Annotated in this window: 25 protein-coding genes; 14 read left to right on the top strand and 11 right to left on the bottom strand. The window is 72.3% G+C overall.

What is annotated here, in order from left to right; translation table 11 throughout:
• The first annotated feature begins 1 nt into the window (after position 1).
• The gene (locus ACQPY4_RS26820) at positions 2–841 is read left to right on the top strand and encodes an SAM-dependent methyltransferase (RefSeq protein WP_433325287.1); all 840 of its coding nucleotides are present in this window, start codon (positions 2–4) and stop codon (positions 839–841) included.
• A 9-nt stretch (positions 842–850) separates the two neighbouring features.
• Here the strand turns inward: ACQPY4_RS26820 and ACQPY4_RS26815 are convergent, their stop codons facing one another.
• The 5 genes from ACQPY4_RS26815 to ACQPY4_RS26795 form a co-directional block, all read right to left on the bottom strand.
• Positions 851–1,792: an ABC transporter permease gene (locus ACQPY4_RS26815; protein ID WP_433325285.1), complete on the bottom strand. Its 942-nt coding sequence runs from the start codon at positions 1,790–1,792 to the stop codon at positions 851–853.
• Positions 1,789–3,267, bottom strand: coding sequence for a sugar ABC transporter ATP-binding protein (locus tag ACQPY4_RS26810; RefSeq protein WP_433325283.1), 1,479 nt, complete (start codon positions 3,265–3,267; stop codon positions 1,789–1,791). Before ACQPY4_RS26810 ends, ACQPY4_RS26815 begins: the two co-directional genes overlap by 4 nt.
• Positions 3,268–3,273: 6 nt before the next feature.
• Positions 3,274–4,266, bottom strand: a complete 993-nt coding sequence (locus ACQPY4_RS26805; protein WP_433325281.1) for a sugar ABC transporter substrate-binding protein — start codon at positions 4,264–4,266, stop codon at positions 3,274–3,276.
• Entirely contained in the window at positions 4,263–5,060 is a 798-nt protein-coding gene (locus ACQPY4_RS26800; RefSeq protein ID WP_433325279.1) for an SAM-dependent methyltransferase, read from the bottom strand. The genes ACQPY4_RS26805 and ACQPY4_RS26800 overlap by 4 nt, the downstream gene beginning before the upstream one ends.
• Before the next feature lie 131 nt (positions 5,061–5,191).
• Positions 5,192–5,707, bottom strand: a complete 516-nt coding sequence (locus tag ACQPY4_RS26795) for a hypothetical protein (RefSeq protein ID WP_433325277.1) — start codon at positions 5,705–5,707, stop codon at positions 5,192–5,194.
• A 106-nt stretch (positions 5,708–5,813) separates the two neighbouring features.
• Here ACQPY4_RS26795 and ACQPY4_RS26790 point away from each other — a divergent pair, with 106 nt between their 5' ends.
• From ACQPY4_RS26790 to ACQPY4_RS26780, 3 genes are all read left to right on the top strand, one after another.
• On the top strand, positions 5,814–6,536 hold the full coding sequence (locus tag ACQPY4_RS26790; protein WP_433325275.1) for a TetR/AcrR family transcriptional regulator: 723 nt from the start codon (positions 5,814–5,816) through the stop codon (positions 6,534–6,536).
• A complete protein-coding gene (locus ACQPY4_RS26785) occupies positions 6,533–7,009 on the top strand; it encodes a hypothetical protein (protein ID WP_433325273.1) in 477 nt (158 codons plus the stop codon). The genes ACQPY4_RS26790 and ACQPY4_RS26785 overlap by 4 nt, the downstream gene beginning before the upstream one ends.
• Positions 7,010–7,097: 88 nt before the next feature.
• Positions 7,098–7,901, top strand: coding sequence for an SAM-dependent methyltransferase (locus ACQPY4_RS26780; protein WP_433325271.1), 804 nt, complete (start codon positions 7,098–7,100; stop codon positions 7,899–7,901).
• A gap of 80 nt (positions 7,902–7,981) precedes the next feature.
• Here ACQPY4_RS26780 and ACQPY4_RS26775 read toward each other — a convergent pair whose 3' ends face one another.
• Entirely contained in the window at positions 7,982–8,644 is a 663-nt protein-coding gene (locus ACQPY4_RS26775; RefSeq protein ID WP_433325269.1) for an esterase/lipase family protein, read from the bottom strand.
• A gap of 99 nt (positions 8,645–8,743) precedes the next feature.
• Between ACQPY4_RS26775 and ACQPY4_RS26770 the strand changes: the two genes are divergently transcribed.
• Positions 8,744–9,379 (top strand): TetR family transcriptional regulator, encoded by a 636-nt coding sequence (locus ACQPY4_RS26770; protein ID WP_433325267.1) that lies wholly within the window; start codon positions 8,744–8,746, stop codon positions 9,377–9,379.
• Positions 9,380–9,383: 4 nt separating this feature from the next.
• Here ACQPY4_RS26770 and ACQPY4_RS26765 read toward each other — a convergent pair whose 3' ends face one another.
• Both ACQPY4_RS26765 and ACQPY4_RS26760 read right to left on the bottom strand, forming a co-directional pair.
• Positions 9,384–11,627, bottom strand: a complete 2,244-nt coding sequence (locus ACQPY4_RS26765) for a glycoside hydrolase family 3 C-terminal domain-containing protein (protein WP_433325265.1) — start codon at positions 11,625–11,627, stop codon at positions 9,384–9,386.
• A gap of 55 nt (positions 11,628–11,682) precedes the next feature.
• Positions 11,683–13,353: a substrate-binding domain-containing protein gene (locus ACQPY4_RS26760; RefSeq protein WP_433325263.1), complete on the bottom strand. Its 1,671-nt coding sequence runs from the start codon at positions 13,351–13,353 to the stop codon at positions 11,683–11,685.
• Positions 13,354–13,511: 158 nt separating this feature from the next.
• On the opposite strand from ACQPY4_RS26760, the gene ACQPY4_RS26755 reads away from it, so the two are divergent.
• The 7 genes from ACQPY4_RS26755 to ACQPY4_RS26725 all read left to right on the top strand — a co-directional run bounded on the left by ACQPY4_RS26755 (position 13,512) and on the right by ACQPY4_RS26725 (position 20,003).
• Positions 13,512–15,041 carry an ABC transporter substrate-binding protein gene (locus ACQPY4_RS26755; protein ID WP_433325261.1) on the top strand — a complete coding sequence of 510 codons (1,530 nt, stop codon included), beginning with the start codon at positions 13,512–13,514 and terminating at the stop codon, positions 15,039–15,041.
• A gap of 3 nt (positions 15,042–15,044) precedes the next feature.
• The gene (locus tag ACQPY4_RS26750) at positions 15,045–15,986 is read left to right on the top strand and encodes an ABC transporter permease (RefSeq protein ID WP_433325259.1); all 942 of its coding nucleotides are present in this window, start codon (positions 15,045–15,047) and stop codon (positions 15,984–15,986) included.
• Positions 15,983–17,749, top strand: coding sequence for a dipeptide/oligopeptide/nickel ABC transporter permease/ATP-binding protein (locus ACQPY4_RS26745; RefSeq protein ID WP_433325257.1), 1,767 nt, complete (start codon positions 15,983–15,985; stop codon positions 17,747–17,749). The genes ACQPY4_RS26750 and ACQPY4_RS26745 overlap by 4 nt, the downstream gene beginning before the upstream one ends.
• Positions 17,746–18,597, top strand: a complete 852-nt coding sequence (locus tag ACQPY4_RS26740) for an ATP-binding cassette domain-containing protein (RefSeq protein ID WP_433325255.1) — start codon at positions 17,746–17,748, stop codon at positions 18,595–18,597. The genes ACQPY4_RS26745 and ACQPY4_RS26740 overlap by 4 nt, the downstream gene beginning before the upstream one ends.
• Complete coding sequence (locus tag ACQPY4_RS26735; protein WP_433325253.1) at positions 18,594–18,971, top strand: hypothetical protein; 378 nt, start codon at positions 18,594–18,596, stop codon at positions 18,969–18,971. Before ACQPY4_RS26740 ends, ACQPY4_RS26735 begins: the two co-directional genes overlap by 4 nt.
• Positions 18,972–19,052: 81 nt before the next feature.
• Complete coding sequence (locus tag ACQPY4_RS26730) at positions 19,053–19,760, top strand: spermidine synthase (RefSeq protein WP_433325251.1); 708 nt, start codon at positions 19,053–19,055, stop codon at positions 19,758–19,760.
• Between the two features lie 15 nt (positions 19,761–19,775).
• On the top strand, positions 19,776–20,003 hold the full coding sequence (locus ACQPY4_RS26725) for a hypothetical protein (RefSeq protein ID WP_433325249.1): 228 nt from the start codon (positions 19,776–19,778) through the stop codon (positions 20,001–20,003).
• Positions 20,004–20,118: 115 nt separating this feature from the next.
• On the opposite strand, the gene ACQPY4_RS26720 is transcribed toward ACQPY4_RS26725, so the two are convergent.
• Genes ACQPY4_RS26720 through ACQPY4_RS26710 form a run of 3 tightly spaced genes read right to left on the bottom strand, consistent with a single transcriptional unit; the run spans position 20,119 to position 22,915 of the window.
• Positions 20,119–21,024 carry an ABC transporter ATP-binding protein gene (locus tag ACQPY4_RS26720; protein ID WP_433325247.1) on the bottom strand — a complete coding sequence of 302 codons (906 nt, stop codon included), beginning with the start codon at positions 21,022–21,024 and terminating at the stop codon, positions 20,119–20,121.
• Complete coding sequence (locus ACQPY4_RS26715) at positions 21,021–21,872, bottom strand: ABC transporter ATP-binding protein (protein ID WP_433325245.1); 852 nt, start codon at positions 21,870–21,872, stop codon at positions 21,021–21,023. Before ACQPY4_RS26715 ends, ACQPY4_RS26720 begins: the two co-directional genes overlap by 4 nt.
• The gene (locus ACQPY4_RS26710; protein ID WP_433325243.1) at positions 21,869–22,915 is read right to left on the bottom strand and encodes an ABC transporter permease; all 1,047 of its coding nucleotides are present in this window, start codon (positions 22,913–22,915) and stop codon (positions 21,869–21,871) included. Before ACQPY4_RS26710 ends, ACQPY4_RS26715 begins: the two co-directional genes overlap by 4 nt.
• A gap of 144 nt (positions 22,916–23,059) precedes the next feature.
• On the opposite strand from ACQPY4_RS26710, the gene ACQPY4_RS26705 reads away from it, so the two are divergent.
• On the top strand, positions 23,060–23,881 hold the full coding sequence (locus ACQPY4_RS26705; protein WP_433325241.1) for a TetR/AcrR family transcriptional regulator: 822 nt from the start codon (positions 23,060–23,062) through the stop codon (positions 23,879–23,881).
• Positions 23,882–24,349: 468 nt separating this feature from the next.
• Positions 24,350–25,435, top strand: coding sequence for a ParB/RepB/Spo0J family partition protein (locus ACQPY4_RS26700; protein ID WP_433325239.1), 1,086 nt, complete (start codon positions 24,350–24,352; stop codon positions 25,433–25,435).
• Positions 25,436–25,492 lie beyond the last annotated feature (57 nt).

Below are 25,492 nucleotides of genomic sequence, written 5' to 3'. Positions count from 1 at the left end.
AATGGACGATGTTTCCGGGCGCGCCGCCGGGAAGGGCCGGGAGAGGACACTGGACGCGGTCGATCTGCGTACTCCGAACGTCGCGCGGATGTACGACTATCTGCTCGGCGGCAAGGACAACTACGCCGCCGACCGCGAAGCGGTGGAGGAGGTCGTCCGCCGCGCCCCCGACACCCCGTTCGTCGCGCGCGAGAACCGCGCCTTCCTCGGACGCGGGGTGCGGTTCCTGGCCGAGTCCGGCATCCGGCAGTTCGTCGACATCGGCTCGGGCCTCCCGACGCAGGGCAACGTGCACGAGATCGCCCACCAGATCGCCCCGGACGCCCGCGTCGTGTACGCCGACGTCGATCCGATCGTCCTGACCCACGGGCGCGCGCTGCTGGCGGGCACGCCCGGCGTGGCCGTGATCCAGGGGGACGCCCGCCGCGTCGAGGACATCCTGGCCCACCCCGAGCTGACCAAGCTGATCGATCTGGACCAGCCCGTCGCCGTGCTGATGCTGGCGGTGCTGCACTTCATCGACGACGCCGACGACCCTCCCGGGATCGTGGCGCGGCTGCGTTCGGCCATGGCCCCCGGCAGCCATCTGATGATCTCGCACGTGACCGCGGACTTCGACGACGACTGCCGGGTCAGGGAGGCCGGTGCCGTGTACGAGAAGGCCACCTCGCAGATCACCCTGCGCGCACGCGCCGAGGTGGAGCGGCTGTTCGACGGCTTCGACCTCGTCGAGCCCGGCCTGACCACCCTCTCGCTGTGGCGGCCCCGGCCCGGCTCGACCGTGCCGTTCGGCGCCGAGCGCCAGTGGTGCTACGCGGGCGTCGGCCGCAGGTCCGGTTGACGGGACGGGTCACCGGGATCGGCGGCGCAGCATCTGGTCGAGGGTCACGGCGGTGAGGATGAGCAGGCCCTCGATCAGCTGCTTGTAGATGGGGTTCCAGCCGAGCAGGTTGAAGCCGTTGGAGATGAGGGTGAGGATCAGGACGCCGACCAGGGCGCGCCAGACGGTGCCCTGCCCGCCCAGGATGCTGGTGCCGCCGATGACGACGGCGGCGATCGCGGTCAGTTCGAGCAGGGTGCCGAGGTCGGCCTGGGCCGAGCCGCCCCGGGCGGCCATGACCAGCCCGGCCGCGCCCGCGCAGGTGCCGCTGAGCGCGAACATCGCGACGCGCACCGCCCCGACGCGGACGCCCGACAGGCGGGACGCCTCGGCGTTGCCCCCGACGGCGTAGACGCAGCGGCCCAGCGTGGTGCGGGCCAGCAGGATCCAGCAGAAGGCGGCCACGCCCGCCAGGAGCAGGGTGGGCGCCGTGACGTCGGCCAGCACGGTCGGGCCGCCGAGCCGCTGGAAGGCGTCCAGCTGGTGGGCGTGGGGATAGACGATGGCGCCGCCGGTGATGACGAGGGCCAGCCCCCGGTAGACGATGCTCAGGGCCAGCGTCGAGATGAAGGAGTGCACACGCGAGAGCATCGTGATCACGCCGGTGGTGGTGCCCATCAGCGCGCCGGTCGCCAGGGCGGCCGCGTATCCGGCGGGAACCCCGGACGACCGGGTGACGGTCACGGCCACGACCGCGCTGACCGCCAGGACGGCGCCGACCGACAGGTCGAACACCCCGCAGATCACGCACAGGGCCATGCCGCAGGCCAGCAGGCCGACCACGACGCCCTGGTCGAGCAGGTTGACCAGGTTGCCCGCGGTGAGGAAGGTGTCGGTCGACAGCGACAGGGCCGCCACCAGCAGCACCGGGACGAGCAGGATGCCGTGGTCGCGCGCGGCGGCGGCCCTCATCGCAGGCCCGCCAGCGTCAGGACCGCGCGCGCGTCGGCGGTGCCGCGCGCGAACTCGCCCGCGAGCCGGCCGTCCCGCATGACCAGGACGCGGTGCGCCAGCCCGATGACCTCCTCGGTCTCGGACGAGGCGATCAGCACGGCCACCCCGCGCGCGGCCTGCTCGACGATCAGCCGGTGCAGGCGCAGCTTGGCGGCCACGTCCACGCCGCGCGTGGGCTCGTCGGCCAGGAGCACGCGCGGCTCCCTGATCAGCCACTTGGCGAACAGCGACTTCTGCTGGTTGCCGCCCGACAGCGTCCAGGCGGGACGGCCGGGCGCCGCGCCCCGGATGTCGAGCCCGGCCACGGCCCGCCCGACCGCGCGGCGCTCGGCCCGGTTCCGGACGAACCCCAGCCGCCGCCGCGCGGGCAGGCTGGCCAGCGCCAGGTTCTCCGCGACGGGCCTGACCAGGACGAGCCCCTGGTCGGCCCGCGACTCCGGGACCAGGGCCGCGCCCAGCGCCATCGCCCCGCGCAGCCCGTCGACCGGGCGCCCGCCGATCGTCACCTCGCCCGCGTCGCGGCGGTCCGCGCCGAAGATCAGCCGCAGCGTCTCGGTCCGACCGCTGCCGACCAGCCCGGCGAGCCCGACGATCTCGCCCGCCCGCACGCTCAGGCTCACGTCCCGCACCGCGCCGCCGCGCGACAGCCCGCGCGCGGCGAGCACGACCGGCGCGTCGCCGGGCACCTCCGGCGGTTCGGGGTAGAGCGTCGCGACCGGCACGCCGACCATGGCGCGCAGCAGGTCCCGCGGTGTGGTCCCGGCGGCGGGGACGGTGGAGACGTGCCGTCCGTCCCGCAGAACGGTGACGGTGTCGCAGGTGCCCAGGACCTCCTCCAGGCGGTGCGAGATCAGCACGGCCGCGACGCCCGACCGCTCGGCCAGGTCGCGGACCAGTTCGAGCAGGCGGGCGGCGTCGTCGCGGCCCAGCGCGGCGGTCGGCTCGTCCAGCACGATCAGCCGCGCGTCGTGGGCGAGGGCCCGCAGGATCTCGACCCGCTGGCGGCGCGCCGGAGGCAGGCTCCCCGCCCGCGCGCCGGGGTCGAGGTCGAAGCCCGCGCGCTCCAGCAGCGCGGCGAACCGCCGCCGGTCCGCCGCGCGGTCGCGCAGGCCGCGCCGGGGCGGCCGGGTGCCCAGCAGGACGTTGTCGAGCACGCTCAGCGCGGGCACGACCGCGCCCTCCTGCGTGACCATCGCGATCCGGTGGCGCAGCGCGTCGCGCGGGGAGCGGACGCGGACCCGCGCCCCGTCGACGAGCAGGTTTCCCGAGTCCGGGCGGACGGCGCCGCACAGCACCCGGGCCAGCGTGCTCTTGCCCGCCCCGTTCTCGCCGACCAGCCCGTGCACCCGCCCGCCGCGCAGGCTCAGCGAGACCTCGCGCAGGACGGTCGTCTCGCCGTAGGTCTTGACGATCCCCTGGAGGGAGACGTCCATGCCCGGCTACTCGTCGTACTCGCCGGTGATGCCGAAGGCGGCGACCTCTTTCGCGGTGACGACGCCGCCGTTGGGGGCCAGCGAGGAGATCTCGGTCGCGGCCGGGACGCTCTTGCCGCGCGCCTTGGCGAGCCCGAGCTCGGCGGCCTTGGCCCCGGCGGTCCTGACCGGCAGGTAGGGGACGCCGTGCCAGCGGCCCTCCCGCACGGCGGCGACCGCCTGGCGGGACGCCCCGTTGCCGACATAGACGACCTTCTTGCCCTTGGCCGCGGACTCGGCGCCCAGCAGCGCCTGCGAGGCGCCGATCACGACGTTCACGTCGGGGTGGGCCTGGAGGACGTCCTGCATCGCCTTGCGTCCGGTGTCGCGCGTGTACCCGCCCTCGACCTGGGCGACGACCTGCGTCCCCGGGGTGCGCTTGAGCGCGCCGACGACCGCCTTCGTCCGCGCGTTGTCCAGAGGGAGGGCCCGCATCCCTTCGAGGTAGGCCACCTTGCACGGCTTCGCGCTCTTGCAGGCCGCGGCGCCGAGTTGCCCGAGCCGCTCCCCGTTGCGCACGGGCACGTCGACCAGGGAGATCGTGCCGGGCACCTGCGGCTCGGCGGTGTCGTACCGGGTGCCGACCGGGGTGAACTGGACGACCACCGTGATCCCGTTCCTGACCGCCGTGCGCAGCGCCGGGACGACGGCGGCGCCGTCCACGGCCTGGACGACGAACACGCCGAACCGCTTGGCGGTGATCGCGTCCTGAAGCTGCCTCACCTGGGCCTGGGCGTCGAAGCCGGGATCGAAGAACTCGGCTTTCCCGCCCTCCTTGCCCGCCTGCTGCCGCACGCCCTCGAACGTGGCGGCCGTGAAGGAGTTGGCCTTGGCGAACCCGAAGAACGCGATGCTGGTGGCGTTCTTCGACTCGACCTTCCCGCCGTCCTTGTCCGCGTCCGCACAGGACGCGGCCAGCAGCGTCAGGCCCGCCGCGACGATCGCACAACGCCGTCTCATGATTTGCGGCCCACTCCCACGTAGAACCATTCACCGCCCGGACGCCCGCGGTCCAGGTCGTCGTCGGGACGCCACCGGTTCACCGTCGTCACTCCCGGCTCCAGCAGTTCGAACCCGTCGAAGAACCGGGAGATGGCGGCCTGGGACCGGTGCACCAGCGGCGCGGTGGCGTTCTCGTAGACCTCGCGCGCCGCCGCGCCCACCTCGGGATGGGCGTCGTCGGTCAGATGCGAGATGATCAGCAGGCTGCCGGGCACCATCCGCGCGGTGAGGCGCCGGACCACCGTCCAGGGGTCCTCGGCGTCGGTGAGGCAGTGCAGGACGGCCACGAACAGCACCGCCACCGGCGCGTCGAAGTCGATCAGCCGTTCCACCTCGGGATGCCCGAGCACCCCGTCCGGGTCGCGGATGTCGCGGTGGATCACCGCCGTGGTGGCGTCGAGCGCGCGCAGCGCCCGGGCGTGCGCGAGCACCATCGGGTCGGAGTCGACATAGACGACCCGCGCCCCGGAATCCACACGCTTGGCGACCTGGTGCACGTTGTCCTGCGTCGGCAGGCCCGTCCCCAGATCGAGGAACTGCCCGATCCCCGAGGCGGCGGCCAGCCGGACGGCGCGTCCGAGGAAGCGCCTGTTGGCCACGCAGATGTCCCGGCTCGGTCCCAACGCCATGATCTTCTCGGCTGCTTCCCGGTCGGCGGCGTAATTGTCCTTGCCGCCCAGGTAGTAGTCGTACATCCGCGCCGCGTTGGGCACATCGACGTCGAACTCGTAGGGAACCTCGCGGTCGGTCACCGATGGCCTCTCTGGGGCTGCACCCCCGGCAGGTATATGGCTGCGCAGTGATCGTAATAGGTGAACGCCGCAAGCGTGAAGGTTTGGCAAAGCCACCCCGAAGCGCGTTGCTTTTCGCCTCCCTGGAGCGATCACGCCAGCAGCGTGGCCACGGTCGCGGTGACCAGGCCGACGACCGCGATCGCCGGGCTGCCCTTGAGCGCGGCCACGAGGTGGAAGCGCAGGTCGCGATACTCCTTCATGCCCTCGGTGCCGGGCAGCACCAGGAGCCGGGGGCGGAACCCGGCCAGGATGATCCAGTCGAGCACCACCAGGTCCCAGAGGCTCAAGGTGGCGAAGACGAGGGCGGCGCAGACGGCCGCGGACGGGAAGTCCAGGCCGTCGTCCAGCGCCCCGTCCAGGCCGACCATCGCCATCGTCATCAGCGGGAGCCCGCACCCGCCCCAGACCGCCACCCCGAAGACGATCGCCACCCGGCGTCCGCGCGCGCTCTTGGGGCGGCCGTACCGGTCCTGGATCGTCCGCGGGTAGTCGTTCAGCAGGAAGTCCCGGCTCGCCGCGGCGCCCGCGAACACCGCCACGGTGAACGCGACGCCCAGCGCCACTCCGTACCCGACTCCATAGGTGATGACGGCCGACCAGTCCATGCCGGTCCTCTCGGTCTTGTTGGTTAGTAAGGCATGCCTAATCTGCCGTGCGAGGTCCATTAAAGTCAACGCTCTATGAAGTTCAAACCGGGCTACGATGGCGCCCGTGTCGACCGGATCAGCTCCCGGCGGCGTTTCCGGACGTCGCAGACGGCCCGAGTTCCGCAAGGGACGCCCGACCCTGACCAGGGAGCGGATCGCCCGGGCGGCCCTGGCGATCGTGGGGGAGGCCGGCCCGTCCGAGCTGACCATGCGCAACGTCGGCGACCGGCTGGGCGTCTCGCCGCGCGCCCTCTACAACTACGTGGCCGACCGGCGCGATCTGCTCCGCGAGATCGTCGCCGTCTGCCAGGCCGACCGTCCCGAACCGTCGCTCGACCCCGCGCGCTGGCGCGAGAGCCTGCGCGAGCACTGCCGCGCCCTGCGCTCCTGGTACCGCGACCATCCGGGAATGCTCGCCCTCGCCCGCGCCGAGGACCTCACCCCGTTCGCCTCGCCCGACCTGTCGCGCGGCGACGACGCGCTGGTGGGCTTTCTCACCGCCATCGGCCTGTCCGCGCAGGACGCCTACCGGGCCTGGTCGATCGCCGTGCTCCAGGTGGCCGGGTTCGCCGAGGTCTGGGACGCCTGGCACGACCGTCCGCCGCCCGGCCTGGACCCCGCGTCCTGGACGGGGATACCCCCGGCCACGCCCGGCGGGGAACTGGCGAACCTGCGGCGCGTCCTTGCCGCCGCGACCCCCGAACCCCCGGACGTGCTGTTCGAGACGGTGCTGACCATGCTCGTCACGGGGATCGAATCGATGCTTGAGAAGGGCGATGCCGCGTGACCGACGGCGGGGTGCCCGCGACGGCGATCCGGTACGACTGGCCTCCGGGTGGGGGAGACCCGTTCGCGCTGGACGAGGGGCCGACTCGCTGGGTCTTCGCCACGAGCGAGGGCAACGGCTGGGGGCGGACGTGGCCCGCGGGCGACTTCGGGGAGTTCGGCGGGTACGGCGGCTTCTACGACCGGGTGCCGATGGGCTACAAGGCGGTCCTGGCGTACGAGCGGCTGGCGGTCGTGCTCGACGGCGCGGTCCTGGGACGCTGGCCGGAGACGGACACGCCGTCCGCGACCTCGGTGCTGAGCCGGGAGGGCGGGGCGTTCGGCGTCCTGCCGCAGTCCTGGGTTCGCCTGTCGGACGGACCGGCGCCCGCCGACGCCGAGCAGGCAGTCTTCCGGGCCGTCGCCGAATCCCGCGCGTTCCCGGGCGTCCCGATGCTCGCGGTGCGCTGCCTGCGCCAGGAGTCCTGGCACTAGACCGTCCGGCGTCTCGAAAGGCGAGACAGTCGGGTGCGAAGGGCCTACCGTGGCGTCCGGGCGGCAAAGGCACGCAAAGGGGACACGTATGGGCGAGGGTATCGAGCTGAAGACCGAGGTGGCGCATTCGGCCCGGGTGTACGACTACATTCTCGGCGGCAAAGACCATTTCCCGGCCGATCGGGAGGCCGCCGCGAACATCGTGGCCTACTGGCCGAACCTGCCCGCGTCGATGCGCGCCAACCGGCGCTTCATGGCGCGCATGGCGCACCACCTCGCCCACGACCTCGGCGTCCGGCAGTTCCTGGACATCGGCACCGGGCTGCCGACCGCGCCCAACCTGCACGAGGTCGCGCAGGCCGTCGCGCCCGACGCCCGGATCGTCTATGTCGACAACGACCCGATCGTCCTCGTCCACGCCCGCGCGCTCCTGACCAGCTCGCCCGAGGGCCGGACCACCTATCTGGACGCCGACTTCCTCGACCCCGATGCGATCCTCGGCTCGCCGCAGCTGGACCAGACCCTCGACCTGGACCGGCCGGTCGCGCTGAGCCTGATCGCGATCGTCCATTTCATCCCCGACGACGCCGAGGTGCGCCGCATCATCGACCGCCTCATGGCCCCGCTGGCGCCCGGCAGCGTCCTGGCGCTGTCGACCTGCACCGCCGACAGCGCCCCCGCCGAGGTGAAGGCGGGGGTGGCGGCCTACAACGCCAACGGCATTCCGCTGGTCGCCCGCGACAAGCCGCGCGTGGAGGCGTTCTTCGACGGCCTGGAGCTTCTCGACCCCGGCGTCGTCCTGGTCAACCACTGGTTCCCCGACGCGGAGTCGGCCGCCGTGGACGACGCCCACGTCCACATGTACGGGGCCATCGCCCGCAAGCCCGCCTGAGCGGGGAGGGGTGGGCCTCGCGACCCACCCCGATTCACGATCCTGGCGTGGTGGGCCGGCTCACCCACCTTCTCTCACTGTCAGGGGCAGACGCCGCTGAGGGCCTTCTTGGTCGCGTCGATGAACAGCGGCGACTTCGGCTCGTCGGCGTGGTTGACGTCGGGGATCTCGCGGGAGCACCAGGCGCCGACGAGCGGCTCCTTGGCCTCGTCCTTGGTGCTGTAGAGGGTGGTGTAGGCGACGTCACCCGGGGTCTGGTCGCCGGCGTTGAGGTCGAGGATGAACTTGTTGGTCGGGCACATCTGGCCGCCGAACCACTCGCCGAGCGAGCAGGCGGGCTGGTAGCCGTGCTGTCCGGTGCCCATGGAGACGTAGGCCCGCACCGTGTTGGTGCCTCCCATGAACTTGATGTAGTGACGCGTGGACAGGCCGCCCATGCTGTGCCCGACCAGGCTGACCTTGGCCGCGCCGGTCTCGTTGCGGGCCTTGGTGACCAGGTCGCCGATCGCCCGCGCGTTGGCCACGTTCTCCTGGCCGGGCAGGTTGATCGTGTAGGCGCGGTAGCCCGCCTGGTTCAGCGCGGTGGCCAGGTCGGTCATGTTGGACGCCGAGCCGTACCAGCCGTGCACGAGGATCACGGGCTCGACCTGGGCCGCGTGCGCGGGACCGAGGGGAACCAGCAGGGCGAGCGGAAGAAGCAGCAGTGCCAGCAAAGAGCGTGACGCGTGGCGCGCGAAGCGCATGTCGCACCTCCGGGAGGGGTGGGGAGAGGGGGGACGGGTGATGACCCGCCTCGTTCACTTACCTAATACTCGGTAAGTGAACGAGACTATGCTGACACCGTGAGCTCTGACAAGCAACAGCCCAGCAGGCGGGAGCGGGCCGCACAGCGGCGCGCCGAGATCGTCGCGATGGCCGCCGAACTGTTCGCGCGCAACGGATTCCGAGGTACCGCCCTGGCCGACGTGGCCCGCGAGGCGGGCATCACCCAGCCCGGCCTGCTGCACCATTTCGGCACCAAGGAGGGCCTGCTGATCGCGGTGATCGAGCAGCGCAACGCCGACAGCGAGGCGTACGCCATGGAACTGCTCGGCCTGAGCCCGGACGTCCGGCTGCGGGAGCTGCCGAACTACGCGCGCCGGAACCGCGAGCGGGCGGGGCTGGCCAAGCTGTTCACCGTCCTGGTGGCCGAGAACCTGGAACCGGACGCGCCCGCCCACGAGCACTTCGTCGATCGCTACCGCGCGATGCGGGCCATCGTCACCGAGTCGCTGCGCCGGGCCCAGGAGGACGGCGAGGCCCGCACCGACTTCGACCCCTGGGTGAAGGCCACCGAGATCGTGGCCACCCTCGACGGGCTCCAGACCCAGTGGCTGCTGGACCCCGACGAGGTCGACATCGTGGACAGCGTCGAAAGCTACGCCGCCACCCTGCAACGCGAGATCCTCATCGACCACGAGGTGGAAGAGGTGGGTTAGCGGGTCAGGAGGCGGCGTCGGCCTGGGCCCGGTAGTGACGCATCAGGTCGGCCAGCTGGGCGGGGGAGATGCCCACGCCGAAGGTGGCGAGCTTGGCCATGGGCATGGCGCCGATGATCTTGCGGCGGGTCGGGGTCAGGTCGGCCGACCAGAGGGCGCTCTGGCTGAGGAACGGCCGCAGGAGCGGGGCGGCCACCGGGTGGGCCAGCCATTCGTCCAGGGTGGACATGGCGTCCAGGGGGGTCGGGACGCGGTCGCCCGCGATCTCGGCGCGGTGGCGGGCCCGGATGTCGCGGGAGGAGAACCCGGCGCGGATCTCGACCAGGCCCGCCTCGATCTTCCAGCGGTGCTCGGCGACCGACCAGAAGGCGAACGCGCGTTCGTCCAGGTGAAGCCCGACCCGGCCCGTCTCGCCCGGGGCGAGGGTGGTCTTCGCGAAGCCCTTGAGCTCGTGGACGGGGCGGTCGAGCGAGCTCTCCACGTCGTGGACGTAGATCTGCACGGTCTGCGTGCCCGTCCGGGCACCGGTGTTGGTGACTTGGAGCGTGACATCGAAGGCGTTGTCACCGGCCGGGGTGACGGTCAGCCCGCCCAGTTCGAAGGTGGTGTAGCCGAGGCCGAACCCGAAGGGGTAGGCGACGGGCTTTTCCAACGTGTCGTAGTGGCGGTAACCGACGTAGAGGCCCTCCCCGTAGCGGACGTGCTGCTCTCCCCCGGGGAAGTAGAGGTGGGCCGGGGTGTCTTCGAGCCGGAGCGGGATGGTCTCGGCCAGCCGCCCGGTGGGCTCGGCGTGGCCGAACAGGACGTCGGCGGTGGCGGAGCCGCCCGCCTGGCCCAGGAGCCAGCCCTCCAGGATCGCGCGCGCGTTGTGCTGCCATTCGCTGACGGAGACGACCGCACCGTTGGAGAGAACCACGACCGTGTGCGGATTGACCTCGTGGACGGCCGCGAGGAGCGCGAGCTGGTCGGCGGGCAGGTCGAGGTGCGTGCGGTCGAGACCCTCGGACTCGGCGGCCGGGGGCAGGCCGAGGAAGAGCACGGCCACCTCGGCGTTCCGCGCGGTCTCGACCGCCTCGGCCGCCAGGGCGGGGACGGGCGAGCCGTCCAGGGTGAACCCGGGGGCGAACGTGACGCGGTCACCGGCGGCGGCGGTGATGGCGTCCAGGGCCGTGTCCAGGCGGGTCGGCCTGACCTGGGAGCTGCCCGCGCCCTGGTAGCGGGGGGTGCGGGCGAACTCGCCGATGACCGCGATCCTCGCGGTGCCGGACGGGTCAAGGGGCAGCAGGCCGGACTCGTTCTTCAGCAGGACGGCGCAGGACGCGGCGGCGGCGCGGGCCAGCCGGTGGTGCTCATCGGGGTCGAAGCGCGCGTCGGCGGCGGGACGGGGGAGGGCGGCGTGGAGCTCCAGGACGCGGCGGGCGGCGGCGTCCACCTGGTCTTCCGCCAGCCGGCCGTCCTGGACGGCCTCGACGACGAGGTGGTCGGTGCGGGTCGGGGGCATCTGGACGTCCAGCCCCGCCGCGACGGACCGGACGCGGTCCGCGACCGCTCCCCAGTCGGAGACGACCAGGCCTTCGAAGCCCCATTCGTCGCGGAGCAGCGTGGTCAGCAGCCAGTGGTTCTCGCTCGCGTGCGTCCCGTTGAGCCTGTTGTAGGAGCACATGACGGTGGCGGGACGGGCGTCCCGCACGACGTGCTCGAAGGCGGGCAGGTAGATCTCGCGCAGGGTGCGCTCGTCGACGTCGGCGCTGATGCGGATCCGGTCGGTCTCCTGGTTGTTGGCCGCGAAGTGCTTGAGCGAGGCGCCGACTCCCTGGGACTGGACCCCGTGCACGTAGGCGGCCCCGGCCCGGCCGGACAGGAACGGGTCCTCGGAGAAGTACTCGAAGTTGCGCCCGCAGAGCGGGGTCCGCTTGATGTTCACGCCGGGGCCGAGCAGCACCGAGACCTGGGCGGCGCGGGCCTCGGCGCCGAGCGCCTCCCCGATGCGGCGGATCAGGTCCAGGTCCCAGGAGGACGCCAGGGCGACGGCGGGGGGAAAGCAGGTCGCGGGGAGGCTCTCGCCGATCCCGATGGCGTCGGCGTCGCCGGGTTGCCGGCGCAGGCCGTGCGGGCCGTCGGCGACGCGCATCGGCGGGACGCCCGCCTCGTCGATGCCCGGAATGTGCCAGTAGTCGGCTCCGGAGGTGAGGGAGGCCTTCTGGGCGAGGGTCAGGGACCGCAGGATCTCGGCGGGGGTGGCGTTCATCGTGCTCCTTGGGGTCGGGTCGCGACCCGTTGGGGGTGCCAGTGAGCGTAAACGTTTACGATTCTGGCACAGCGGCCGTGCTCGCACGGACGACCAGGTCGGTGGGGAGATCCAGGGATCGCGACTCCCGGTCGAGCAGCAGCCGGGCCGCCGCGGCTCCGAGTTCGGCCAGGGGGCGGCGGACGACGGTGAGCGCGGGGGCGAGCAGGTCGGCGGTCCCGTCGTCGAAGCCGATCACCGACAGACGTCCCGGAACGTCGACGCCCAGGGAGCGGGCGGCCTGCAGGGCACCGGCGGCCAGGTGGTCGCCGAAGGCGAGGATCGCGGTGGGCGGCGCGGGCGTGCGGAGTAGGGTGCGGGCGGTGGCGCGGGCGGAGTCGAGGTCGTCGCAGTGCCGGAGGGTGGTCGCCTCCAGGGCTTGGTGGACGCCGCGAAGGCGGGCGCGGGTGAGCGGGTGGGTCGGATCGCCGGCCAGGACGGCGACCCGGGTGTGACCGAGGTCTGCCAGGTGCCGCGCCGCCCGGCGGGCCCCCTCGGCGTTGGCGCAGGTCACGGCGGGGAGATCGGGGACGGGGTCGGTGGCGGGTTCGATCAGGACCGCGCGCACACCCGCGGCGACCAGGTCCTGGTACTCCTCGGGCGGGGCGGACGGCTGGACGAGGATGGCGCCGTCGAACCCGTGCTGGGCCAGCCGGTCGAGCGCCGGGACGATGCGCCCCCCGTCGGCGCCGGTGGTGCCGACCGCGAGGCTGTGGCCCGCCTTCTGCAGCGCCTCGGCGGCGCCGGAGATGATGAGCGCGGCGTCGGCGGCGTGCAGTTCGGGGACGGTGAGCGCGATCCTGCCGGTCCTGCCGAGCTTCAGCGCGCGAGCGGTGGCGTTGCCCGTGAAGCCCAGTTCCCCGGCGGCCGCGAGGACGGCCGCCCGGGTGGACGCCGACACGCCCGGCTTGCCGTTGAGCGCGCGGGAGACCGAGGCGATCGAGACGCCGGTGGCGTCGGCGACGTCCTGGATCGTGGCGCCGCGATGGCCGACCGGCGCCGGTGCGGACCTGCCGGGACGGGCCGGCGGGGCGGGCTGTCCGCGGCGCGCCAGTGCCAGCGCCCAGGCCTCGGGCGAGACGAGGCTCTGGAGGTAAACCGCCAGGTCGCCGGGCATGTCGACGGAGTCGCCGTCCAGCAGCCACTGGATCTGGAGGCCGTCCATCAGCGCGATCGTGGAGCGGGTCGCCACCACGGGGTCGACGTCCGGACGCAGCTGGCCGAGCGCGGCCAGCTCCTCGAACGCGCCGCCGATGAACGCGCGCGACCCGTTGTAGCGCTCGGTGAAGTAGGCGTGCGCCGGGTGGTCGGCGGAGGTGGCCTCGGCCGACAGGACGGAGTACAGCTCGATCAGGCCCCTGCGGCGGGCGTTGCGCTCGGCGGCCTCGACCAGCGAGATCAGCGCGCCCGCGCCCTGCGCGTCCCGGTCGGCGAAGTAGTCGCGGTCGACCTGCTGGCGGTGCCGCAGCACCGCGATGAGCAGCGCGTCCTTGGTCCCGAAGTGATGCAGGAGGCCGGGCGCGCTCATCCCGACGAGCTCGGCGATCTCACGGATCGAGCCGCTGCGGTAGCCGCTGCGGCCGAACACCAGCAGCGCGGCGTCGAGGATCTCGCGGCGCCGCTCGATGCTCTTGCGGTAGGGCCCGCGGCGCCGGTCGCGCGGCTCGGGACGTTCACCTTCGATCATGGGCTCATTGTCCGTGGCTTTGTCACCGCTCGAGGATTTGCGCACTGAATCCCTATCGCTCGTTAGAAGTTGAATGTTACTCTCCGCATCGAGGCCAGGGTGCTTCATCTCACCCCCGCAGGCGATGAAGCACCCTGGGACCGATCGAGGAGGCGTTGATGGACCGAAGGACGGCGGCCGGAAGCGGGGCCGCGGCGAAAGGCGTGGGCGCCGCCCTCGCGGTGACCCTGGCCCTGGCTCTGGCCGGATGCGGCGGCGGGGCGAGCGGGGGCACGTCGGCCCGGCTGACGGTGGGAATGCAGGGCGCGCCGCTGTCGCTGGCCGCCAACACCACCGTCACCGGCGGCAGGACGATGTACTACCAGGCGGTCTATGACACCCTCGTCCTGCTGCGCCCGGACGGGACCCCCGCGCCCATGCTCGCCACCAAGTGGGCCTACAACCCCGAGCAGACCGTCCTGACCCTCACGCTGCGCGGCGGCGTGAAGTTCACCAACGGCGCCCCCTTCGACGCGAGCGCGGCCAAGGCCAACCTCGAGCGCAACGTCAAGGTCGGGTTCAACGCCCAGGCCATGTCGGCCGTGAAGAGCTTCGCCGCGCCGGACGCCGCCACCCTGGTCATCACGCTCAAGCAGAAGGACCCGGGCATCGTCCGCGCGCTGGGCACCTCGATCTCCTACATGCAGGCCCCGAACACCTTCGACAAGCCCGACGCGGCCACCAGGCCCGTCGGCACCGGCCCCTACACCGTGGCCTCCGACACGGTCATCGGGTCGAACTACGTCTACAAGAAGAACCCGGGCTACTGGAACGCGGGCGCGGTCCGCTACAACGAGCTCGCGCTCAAGTCCTTCACCGACCAGAGCGCCATGGCCAACGCGATCAGGTCGGGCCAGGTCAACGCCGCGCACATGTACACCTCGCTGAACAAGCAGGTCAGGGCCGCGGGCTGGTCGGTGGCGACGCAGAAGCTGGACGTCGCCGGGCTGTTCCTGTTCGACCGCGAGGGCAAGGTGTCACCGGCGCTGAAGGACCGGCGCGTCCGCCAGGCCATCAACCTGGCGGTCAACCGCGAGGCGCTGCTCCGCGTGGTCTCCGGCGGCATGGGCACCACCACGGCGCAGATGTTCTCCACCGACAGCGGCCCGCTGGACCCCGCGCTCGAAACCCGCTGGGCCTACGACCCGGCCAAGGCCAGGGCGCTGCTGAAGGAGGCCGGGCACGCCACCGACGTCAAGATCACCATGCCGACGACCGCCGCGGGCAAGGTCCTCATGGACGTGGTCAAGCAGCAGCTCGGCGCCGTGGGCGTCACCGTCGACCTCAAGGACGGCGGACCCAACGTCACCAGCGACATCCTCGCGGCGAAGTACCCCGCCTCCTACTTCCCGTTCCAGGGCGGCGACCCCTGGTTCATGATGCAGCAGCTGCTCGCGCCGCAGGCGCCGCTCAACCCCTTCCGCGTCCGCGACGCCAGGATGCTCGGCCTCATCGACCGGTACCGCGCCGGTGACGCCACGGCGCAGCGGGCCGCGCTCAAGGAGCTGAACGCCCACCTGACCGAGCAGGCGTGGTTCGCGCCGTGGCTGCACGTCGAGATGCCGTGGGCCACCGACACCCGCACCTCCGTGCGGCTGGTCAAGAACTACACCTCGCCGTACGTCCTGAACTTCACCCCCAAGGCCTGACCCATGCTCGCCTATCTCCTGCGGAGGCTCGCGGCGGGGATCGTCCTGCTCGCCGCCGTCACCACCCTGTCCTTCCTGCTGCTGTACGCCGGGTCCGGCGACGTCGCCCGCAAGATCCTCGGCGACACCGCGTCCCGGGAGCAGGTCGACCAGAAGGCCGCCGAGCTCGGGGTGGACCGTCCCGTCCTGGTCCAGTTCGGCGACTGGCTGGCGCACGCCGTGCGCGGCGACCTCGGCCGGTCGTGGTTCACCGGGCAGCCGGTCGCGCAGGCGGTCTCGGCCCGGCTCCCGGTCACGCTGTCGCTGGTCGTCGGGACGATCCTGCTCACCGCCGTCACCGCCACCGTCCTCGGCATGTGGGCGGGCGTCCGGCGCGGACGGGTGGACCGGATCGTCCAGGCGGTCTCGGTGCTCGGCGTGGCGCTGCCCGGGTTCGTCGTCGCGCTGTTCCTCGTCACGATCTTCGCGGTGCGGCTCGACCTCTTCCAGGCCACCGGCTACACGCCGCTCGGGACGTCGGTGAGCGGCTGGCTGTCGTCGATCACCCTGCCGGTGATCGCGCTGGCGGGCTCGTCCACGGTCTATGTCACCCAGCAGGTCCGCGGCTCGGTCATCGACACCCTGCGCCAGGACTGGGTGCGCACCCTGCGCACCCGGGGCCTGCCCGAGCGGCGGATCCTGTTCGGCCACGTGCTGCGCAACGCGGGCGGCCCCGCCCTGTCGGTGCTCGGGCTGCAGCTCATCGCGCTGATCGGCGGCGCGGTGATCGTCGAGCAGGTGTTCTCGCTGCCGGGCGTCGGACAGCTGACGATCAGCGCCACGGCCAGCGGCGACCTCCCCGTGGTGATGGGGCTGGTGGTGATGACCGCGGTCGTGGTCGTCCTGGTCAACCTGGTCACCGACCTGCTGGCCGGGTGGCTCAACCCGAAGCAGAGGCGGCCATGACCGGAATGCCCGCCGAGATCACCGACCCGCCGCCGGTCGCGCGGACCGGGCTCGCCCGCCGGCTGGTACGCGACCCGCTCGCCGTCGCCTCGCTCACCGTCCTGGTCGCCGCGGCCCTGTCGGCGGTCTTCGCTCCACTGCTGGCGCCGTACGGACCGCGCAGCGGGGACGTCGCCGACGCGCTGCGCGCACCGGGCGGCGGGCATCCGCTCGGCACCGACTCCACCGGCGCGGACGTGCTGTCCAACCTCCTGTACGCGGGCCGGTTCAGCCTGGCCGGGGCCTGCCTCACGCTGGCCGTGGCCGCGCTGCTCGGCATCACCACCGGCCTGGTCGCCGGCTACTTCCGCGGCTGGTTCGAGACGGTCGCGGACTGGGCGGTCAACCTGGTCCTCGCGCTGCCCGGCATGATCGTCCTGCTGGCCGCCCGCGCGGTCCTGGGCCCCAGCCTGTGGGGATCGATGGCCATCGTGGGCGTCCTGGCCGCGCCGGTGTACTCCCGCGTGGTCCGCGGCGCGGTGCTGGCGGTCCGGCAGGAGCCCTACATCGACGCGGCCCGCGTCGCCGGGCTGTCGGACGTCCGGATCATCCGCCGGCACGTCCTCGCGGTCGTGCGCGCGCCGATCATCATCCAGACCGCGATGATCGCGGGGGCGGCGATCGGGATCCAGGCGGGGCTGGAGTTCGTCGGCCTCGGCGACCCCAACCGGGTCACCTGGGGCACGATGCTCAACAACGGCTTCCGCGACCTGTACACCGCGCCGCTGCAACTGCTGTGGCCGAGCCTCGCCATCGGCCTGGTGTGCGTGGCGTTCGCCCTGCTGGCCGCCGCGATCCGCGACACGCTGGAGGCGGGCGGCTCCGGCGGCACCGACGCCGGGGACGACGACGTGAGCCCCGAAGCGGCCGACGCCGCGGCGCCCCCGGAGCCCTCGGCGGACGATCTGCTGGTCGTGCGGGGGCTGCGGGTGGGCTACGGCCGTCCCGGCGCCGCCGCCGTCGAGGTCGTTCGCGGCGTCGACCTGCGGGTGCGCCGGGGCGAGGTCCACGGCCTGGTCGGCGAGTCGGGGTCGGGCAAGACCCAGACCGCGTTCGCCGTGCTGGGCGTCCTGCCCACGGGAGGCCGCGTCCTGGACGGCTCGGTCACCTTCGACGGAACCGAGCTCGCGGGGGCGCCGGAGCGGACGCTGGCACCGCTGCGCGGACGCCGGATCGGCTACATCCCCCAGGAGCCCATGTCCAACCTCGACCCCGCGTTCACGATCGGCTACCAGCTCACCGAGCCGATCAGGCACCAGCTGCGGCTGTCGCGCGCCCGGGCCCGCGAGCGCGCCCTCGACCTGCTGGACCGGGTCGGCATCGCCGACCCCGCGCGCACGTTCGCCGCCTACCCGCACCAGATCTCCGGCGGCATGGCCCAGCGCGTGCTCATCGCCGGGGCGATCTCCTGCGACCCCGACCTGCTCATCGCGGACGAGCCCACGACCGCGCTGGACGTCACCGTCCAGGCCGAGGTGCTCGACCTGCTGCGCGACCTCCAGGCGGAACGGGGGATGGGGCTGCTGCTGGTCACCCACGACCTCGGCGTGGTCGCCGACCTGTGCGACCGCGTGTCGGTCATGCGGGCCGGACGGATCGTCGAGACGGGTCCGGTGGAGCCGGTCTTCGCCGCCCCGCGCCACCCCTACACCCGCGCGCTGATGGACGCGATCATCGACGGCGGCCCGGCCAGGCCGCCGCTGTTCGGCGAGGTGACCGCATGACCCACCCTCCGATCCTGCGGATCAGCGGACTGCGCGTCGCCTATCCGCGCCGGGGCCCGCGCTCGCGTCCGGTCGAGATCCTGCACGGCGTCGACCTGGACGTGCGCGCCGGGGAGACCGTCGGCCTGGTGGGCGAGTCCGGCTCGGGCAAGACCACGATCGGCCGCGCGGTCCTGGGCCTGGCGCCCGTCACCGGCGGCCGCGTCCTCTACCAGGACCGCGACATCACCCATCTGCCGCGCCGCGACCGCCGCGCCCTCGCCACCGACCTCCAGGTCGTCTTCCAGGACCCCTACGGCTCCCTCAACCCCGCCCACCCCATCGGCCGGATCCTGGCCGAGCCCCTGGTCGCCGTCCGGTCGCTCGACACCGGCGCCGCCGACGAGCGCACGCGCGAACTCCTCGACCGGGTCGGGCTGCCCGCGTCCGCGGCCCGGCGGCTGCCCCGGGAGTTCTCCGGAGGCCAGCGTCAGCGCATCGCCATCGCCCGCGCCCTGGCCCTGGACCCCAAGGTCATCGTGTGCGACGAGCCCGTCTCCGCGCTCGACCTGTCCACCCAGGCCCGCATCCTCGACCTCTTCCTCCACATCCAGGAGACGACCGGGGTCGCCTACCTGTTCATCTCCCACGACCTGGCGGTGATCCGCCGCCTCAGCCACCGGGTCAACGTCCTGTACCGAGGCGAGATCGTCGAGTCCGGAACCGGCGACCAGATCACCACCGACCCCCGGCATCCCTACACGCGCCGCCTGCTCATGGCGTCACCCGTCCCCGACCCCGCCCGCCAGGCCGCCCGCCGCACCGCCCGCCACGCCCTGGCCGAAGCGGAGAGGAGTTCCCGATCATGAACCTGACGAAAACGCAGCACCTTCCCGACCGCGCGTGGCGCGCGGCGGCCCTGGCCCTTGTCGGCGCTCTGGAGCGGCGCGGCCTGGAGGCGCGGCTGTGCGGGAACGGCGCCGTCCGGGTGACCAACCCGGCCGGTGAACCCGACCCCGGCGACCCGCTCGGGCACGCGATGCACCCGGGCATGCGGCAGGAGGTGCTGTGCCGTCGCCACGACGGGGCACTCTGGTGGCTGTGGGCCTGGGCCGGTCCGGCCCGCCAGTCCCCGCCCGAGCTGGAGCCGTTGTGCCCGTTGTGGGACACCGAGACGGCGGCGGGCCGGATCTCGCACGTCCTGGACGTGCCGTTCGCCACCGGGCGCGCCGAGGACGGCTGAGACTCCGACACGCGCGGGCGGAGGCCGGTGCGCCTGGCAGTGTGGAACCACACACCGCGCGGGACGAGGAGAGGAACGCCCATGGGCGCACTGTTCGAGGAGCTCGACTGGCGTCCCACGCCGATGGGGGACGTCAGCCTCCGGCGGCGGCGCGATCCGGCGCTGCGGATCGACGTCTACGAGATCAAGCTCGACGACGACTTCCTGATGTCGAGCCTCTGGACGGCCGGAGAGGTCGAGCTGGCCCGGCTGGGCCTGGCGGCGGTGACCGGCGACGCGCTGGACGTGGCCGTCGGCGGGCTCGGCCTCGGCTACACGGCCGGGGCGGTGCTGGACGACACGAGGGTGCGCTCCCTGGTCGTGATCGAGGCCCTCGGCGAGGTGATCGAGTGGCACGCGCGGGGGCTGGTGCCGCTGGGGGAGCGCCTGACCTCCGACACCCGGTGCGAGCTGGCCCAGGGCGACTTCTTCGGGCCGTCGGGGCTCGACCCGCGCGGGGACGGCGGCCTCTTCCACGCCGTCCTGCTGGACATCGACCACTCGCCCCGCCATGTCCTGAACCCGGACCACGCGGCGTTCTACCAGGAGGAGCCGCTGCGCCGGACGGCCGGGCGGCTCCATCCGGGCGGCGTCTTCGCGGTGTGGTCCAACGACCCGCCGGACGAGGAGTTCCGCGCCCTGCTCGCCCGGGTCTTCGCCGAGGTGAAGGCCCACGTGGTGGAGTTCCCCAACCCGATCCAGGGAGGAACCGCCGAGAACACCGTCTACGTCGCCACGACCGCGCCCTGACCCGGGCCGCCGACCGTGCTCGTGCACTCGACCCGGGGCGCCGTGTACCCGCACCCCGCCGCCGACCTTGCCCGGCTGGCGGCCGCGCCGCGGATCGAGGACGGGCGCGACCTGCCCTTGCCGACCGTCGGCCCGTTCGGCGCGGAACTCGGCACCGGCTTCGGCGCGGCGCTCGCCGAGGCCGCCGCCATGCGGACGGCGGCTGCCGGGGTGTGGCGCGGACGGCGGCGGGTGAACGCCTGATCCTCGCGATCGAGGCGTTCACCCCGTTGACCGCCGGGCGGCGCCGTCATGCTCACCGGCGGTGGGTTCATCGCCCTGGAGTTCGGCTGGACCGACCCCGGTGGCCTCCGCGGGCTCAGGGGGGCGCCGAGCCCGCGGAGGCCACCGGGGTGGGGGAATTGGGGGTGGCACGGTCGAAGATGGTCATCTTCTCTTCGAGGGTGGCGGGAACCGTGCGGATGTCGGCCTCCAGGCCCGCCGCGCGCAGGGCGGTGCGGACGTCGTCCGGCCGGGTGTCGGCCACGCGGACGTTGCGGCCCGCGAGGGTGACGGGCAGGCCCGCCTCGTTGAGGGCGGAGAACGCGCGGGTCCAGTCGGCGGCGGGGTCGATCTCGACGGCGGTGGAGTCGCCGATGATGTCGGCCTCGGTGCCGGAGGCGACCTGGCGGCCGTGCGACATCAGGATCAGGCGGTCGCACTGCTGCGCTTCCTGCATGTAGTGCGTGGTCACCAGGACGCCGACGTCCTGCTCGGCCTGGGAGTGGATGGTGTCCCACAGACGGGCGCGCGAGAGGGGGTCGACGCCCGAGGTGGGCTCGTCCAGGATCAGCAGGCCCGGGTTGTGGCTGAGCGCGGCGGCGAAGGCCAGCCGCCGCTGCATGCCGAGCCCGATGCCGCCGACCAGGCGCCCGCCCGAGCCCGGGGGAGCGTCGGGCGCGGTCTCCTGGCCGAACGCCTGGGACACGAACTCCAAGTTCTCGACGGCGGTGAGGTCGGTGTAAAGGCCCAGGCCCTGCGGCACGTAGCCGAGCCTGATGCGCACCTCGCGCGAGGGCGGCTCGCCGAAGAGCCTGACCGCGCCCTCGGTGGGGAGGAGCAGGCCCAGCAGCATGCGCAGAAGGGTGGTCTTGCCCGCGCCGTTGGCGCCCAGCAGACCGACGATCTCACCGGGCTCGACCGTCATCGACACGTCCTCGACGGCGGTGAAGTCGCCGAAGCGGCGGGTGACGGCGTCGGCGTGGGCGAGCGGTGTGCTGCTCATGACACGTCCTTGTCGGGTTCGGACCCGGTGCGGCTCAGGCTGCTGAGGGCCGCTGCCACGACGGCGTCCTCCATGTCCGGGGCGATCGGCTGCTCACCCGGGCGCGGCGGGCCCGGGTGCCAGGTGTGGAAGATCCGCCCGCGGCGCCAGGCCAGTTCGGGATCGGGGGGCTGGTGGGTGGCCGTGATCGTGCCCGGGGAGTCGGCCATGACCTCGTCGGGCGTGCCCGACTGCAGGACGCGGCCGCCGTCGAGGACGAGCACGGTGGCGCAGCGCTCGGCCTCGTCGAGATAGGTGGTCGCCATGGCGATCGCGGTGCCGTCCACGGCGGCCTGCGCGATCAGCCGCCACAGGTCCACGCGGCTGACCGGGTCGACGCCCGTGCTGGGCTCGTCCAGGATGAGCATCCGCGGCTTGTGCAGCATCGCCAGCGAAAACGCCAGCTTGTGCCGCATGCCGCCCGAGAGCATGCCCGCCTGCCGGTCGAGCACCTTCTCCAGCCCGGCGGCCTCCAGCAGCTCGTCGCGGCGGGCGCGCAGCTCCTTGCCGCGGATGCGGTGGGCGGCGCCGACGAACTCGACGTTCTCGGCCACGGTCAGCTCGCGCCACGCCCCGGTGGCGGTGGGCATGAAGCCGATCTCGCGCTGCGGCGGGGCCTCGACGCGTCCAGAGCGGGCCCTGACCGCCCCGGCCAGGCAGCGCAGCAGCGTGGTCTTGCCCGCGCCGTCGCCGCCGACCACAGCGGAGACGCTCCCCTGGGGGACGGCCAGGGTCACGCCTTCCAGCGCGACCTGGCCGCCGTAGGCCACGGTGACGTCCCAGGCGCCCCAGCCCGGGTCGGTGCTCATCGGGCACCCGCCATCTGCTCGCTGTCCTTGCGCTTGGCCGACGGCTGGCTCGGCGCGAGGTCACGCCGGAACCGCAGGACGGCGGCGCAGAAGACGACCGTGGCCATCGCCGCGAGGACGACCAGCGGAATCCAGAGCGAGGCGATCGGGGCGCCGCGCAGCATCGTCCCGTTGGAGATCTGGATGAAGTAGGTCAGCGGCAGCAGGTAGCCGATCCAGCGGACGCCCGCGGCCATCGACTCCAGCGGGAAGATCATTCCCGAGAGCAGGATCTGCGGCAGCATCGTCATCAGGGCGAGCTGGGTGGCCTGGCCCTGGTTCTGCGAGACCGTCGAGATCAGCACGCCGATCCCGAGCACCGCGAACAGGAACAGCGCGCCGCCGAGCGCGAAGGTCAGGACCGAGCCGGAGAACGGGACCCCGAACAGCAGGCCGCCGACGACGGCGACCACGATCATGTCCAGCGCGGCGAGCGCGAAGTACGGCGCGATCTTTCCGGCGATGACGTCGGACGGCCGGAAGGGCATCACGGCCAGCTGCTCCAGCGTGCCCGCCTGGCGCTCGCGCACCAGGCCGATGCTGGTGATGATCGTGCCGATGAAGGCCAGGATCATGCCGACCAGCGCCGGGATCATGATCCACGAGGTCTTGAGATCGGGGTTGTACAGGACGTCCGGCTTGATCGCCCCGCCGGTCTTGGCGAGCTCGGCCACCGCGGCCTTGGCGGTGAACAGCTGCGAGCCGTCCACCAGCGCGGTGGAGGACCCCTCCTTGGTCACGACCACCACGTCGACCTTGCTGTCGCGCAGGCGTTCGCGCGCGGTGGCCTCGTCGGTCGTCGGCTCGACCTTCTTGACGTCGAAGGGCTCGCGCAGCTGGCCCGCGACCTGCTGGGCCTGCGGCCCGACCACGTGCGTGGAGATGCTGTCGACGTTGAAGCTGGCCGCGTATCCGAACACCACGAGAAGCACCAGGGGCAGCACCACGATCATCGCCATGGTGCGCTTGTCTCGGCGCAGCTCGAGAAACTCCTTTATGATCATTGCCCACATGTCGGACCCTCCGCCCATTTGTGGCAGGCCCGGACGCAAAGGCGGCATTTACGCCGGTAGCGGCCGGGAACGGCACCGGTTAAGCCTTGATGGAACTAGACTATGCCAAGAATATAGTGGAGTACAATGGCCAGCATGGATCGGAACGTGAAGGTTCCTGAGGATCTTGTGGAGGCCGCGATCCGCGTCGCCCGCGAGCGCGGCTCCGACGTCGCCGACGTGCCGATCGGCGTGATCGCCGACGCCGCCGGCATGTCGCGCAGCACGCTCGTCCGGCGGCTCGGGGGGACCAGGAAGACGCTCGACGACGCCGTCCGCGCGGCCGGCGTCGACCCGGGCGGGCGGCCGGTGCGGGACCGTGCCATCGACGCCGCGGCGGTGCTGATCGCCGACAACGGCCTGGCGGCGGTGACGCTGGAGGGCGTCGCGGCGGCGGCCGGATGCTCGCTGCCCAGCCTGCATCTGGCGTTCGAGGGGCGCGACGGCCTGCTCTCGGCGGTCTTCGAGCGCTACATGCCGCTACTCGACCTGGAGAACCTGCTGTCGCGGCCTCCCGCGAGCACCGAGGCCACCGTGCGCACCATCTACCGCACCTTCGTGGACGGGTTCAGCCGCGAGCCGCGGGTGTTCCCCGCGATCATGGCCGACGTCCTGGCCCGCCCGGCCGGGCCCGGCCGCGAGGTCTGGGTGGCCACGGCGCTGCCCCGCCTGCTCGGCAGCGTCGGCCTCTGGCTGGCCGGGGAGGTCGAGGCGGGCCGGTTCAAGCCGCTGCCGCTGCCGATCCTCGCGCAGCTGCTCATCGGCCCCCTCGCCACCCACATGCTGCTCCGCCCGGCCCTCGCGCCGGTGCTCGGAGCGGAGTTCCCCACCATCGAGGAGGCTGTCGAGGCCTTCACGGGGGCGTTCTTGGACGCCGTCACCAATGAGGGTGCCGTGCTGCCGGGGGGCGATGCCTGACGGCCATCTCACGGTCACCTGTAAGCCGCCGCCGCGACCGGAGTTCCGATACGGGCCCGGTCGGGAAGAATGCTGCACCCTGAACGCGACTCGGTTTCAGATTGGCACCTTCTACCATTCGGTAGGGCCTGGACAATCGTCTTCGCCGCGTTGTTAACCCCAGGTTAAATGATCTTGGCCGCCGCGATTGCACCCGCCTGACCACGCTCGACTGGGCATTCCCGCTGGTCGAACGCATATGTCAGTAGGTGTCACCGCGCGATAGGGAAAGCGCATGCCCATATGGTCGGCGCATAGTACCCGGCGCTACTCGCGTCCGCAACGGCGTTCCTGACGAGGGATATCTACAAGGTGAGTGGGGTCGCCCCCCGGGGGGTTGACATCGTTCCTTGGGGCTTGTTCTCTGAAAGCGCGGTACGACTAGGACTCCACATCACAGTCAATGTCGAGGCGCTCAGGAGGCGATGTATGTCCGAACTCGCCGATCGCTCAATTAGTGGAAAGGGTTTAGAGAGTCCCACCATCGACAGGGATTTAGAGAGTTCCAGGATCGATGTGGACGACGTTGTTCCCTCGTCCTCATGGATCAAGTCGCAGCCGGTCACCAGAGTGCGGATCGAATCCCTGGTCATCGGGGACTCGCCGCGGCAGGAAGGCGAGAACTGGGAGCATGTCCGGGTGCTCGCCGAATCCTGCGAAAGCCTCCCGCCGATAATAGTTCACCAGCCCACGATGCGCGTCATTGACGGCGTGCACCGTGTTCAGGCGGCGATGCTGAACAATCTGGACGCGATCGAGGCCCGATTGGTCGACTGCGATGCGAACGTCGCGTTCATTCTGGCCGTAGAAGCCAATGTCGCCCATGGTCTTCCCCTTTCTCAGGCCGATCGGGTGGCGGCGGCGAACCGTATCATCAGTGCCAATCCACAATGGTCGGACCGGGCGGTGGCCGCGGCCACCGGACTTTCCGGTAAGACCGTTTCACGGATTCGGTGCCGATCGAGCGCGGAGAACCCCCGCTCCGGCGTCCGGCTGGGCAGGGACGGCCGGCTGCGACCGCTCGACAGCGGGGCCAAGCGGCGCCAGGCGGCGGCGATGATCAACGACAATCCGGAGGCCGGGCTGCGCACGATCGCCAGGGCGACCGGCCTTTCCCTGGCCACGGTGCAGGACGTGCGGCAGCGCGTCGGCCGAGGCGAGGACCCGGTGCCCGAGCGGTACCGGTCGGCGAACGAGCACGAGCCGGCCGCCTCGGCGGCCGACTCGCCGCCCCCGCGCACCTCCGGTGAGAACCGGAAACCGCGCTCCGAGGACGGATCCGTCGACCAGAACGCCCTCCTGGCCAAACTGAGGAACGATCCATCGCTGAAGTTCAACGAATCCGGCAGGCACACCCTCCGGTGGCTGCACCGCCACACGGTGGACCCCGAGGACCTTGAGGGCCTCTGCCGCGACCTGCCGGACCACTGCGCGCCGGTCATCGCCGACCTGGCGCGGGGCTGCGCCACAGCGTGGATCACCCTGGCCGAACGACTCAGGCAACGCATCGACTAAGAACGGCCGCGTCACGCCGTTCTGCGGGGCGGAGACCACCGCGACAGGTGGCCGCTC

The sequence above is a fragment of the Spirillospora sp. CA-294931 genome (genome assembly GCF_050946795.1).
GTDB lineage: Bacteria > Actinomycetota > Actinomycetes > Streptosporangiales > Streptosporangiaceae > Spirillospora.
This window is presented reverse-complemented; position numbering and strand designations above follow the sequence as displayed.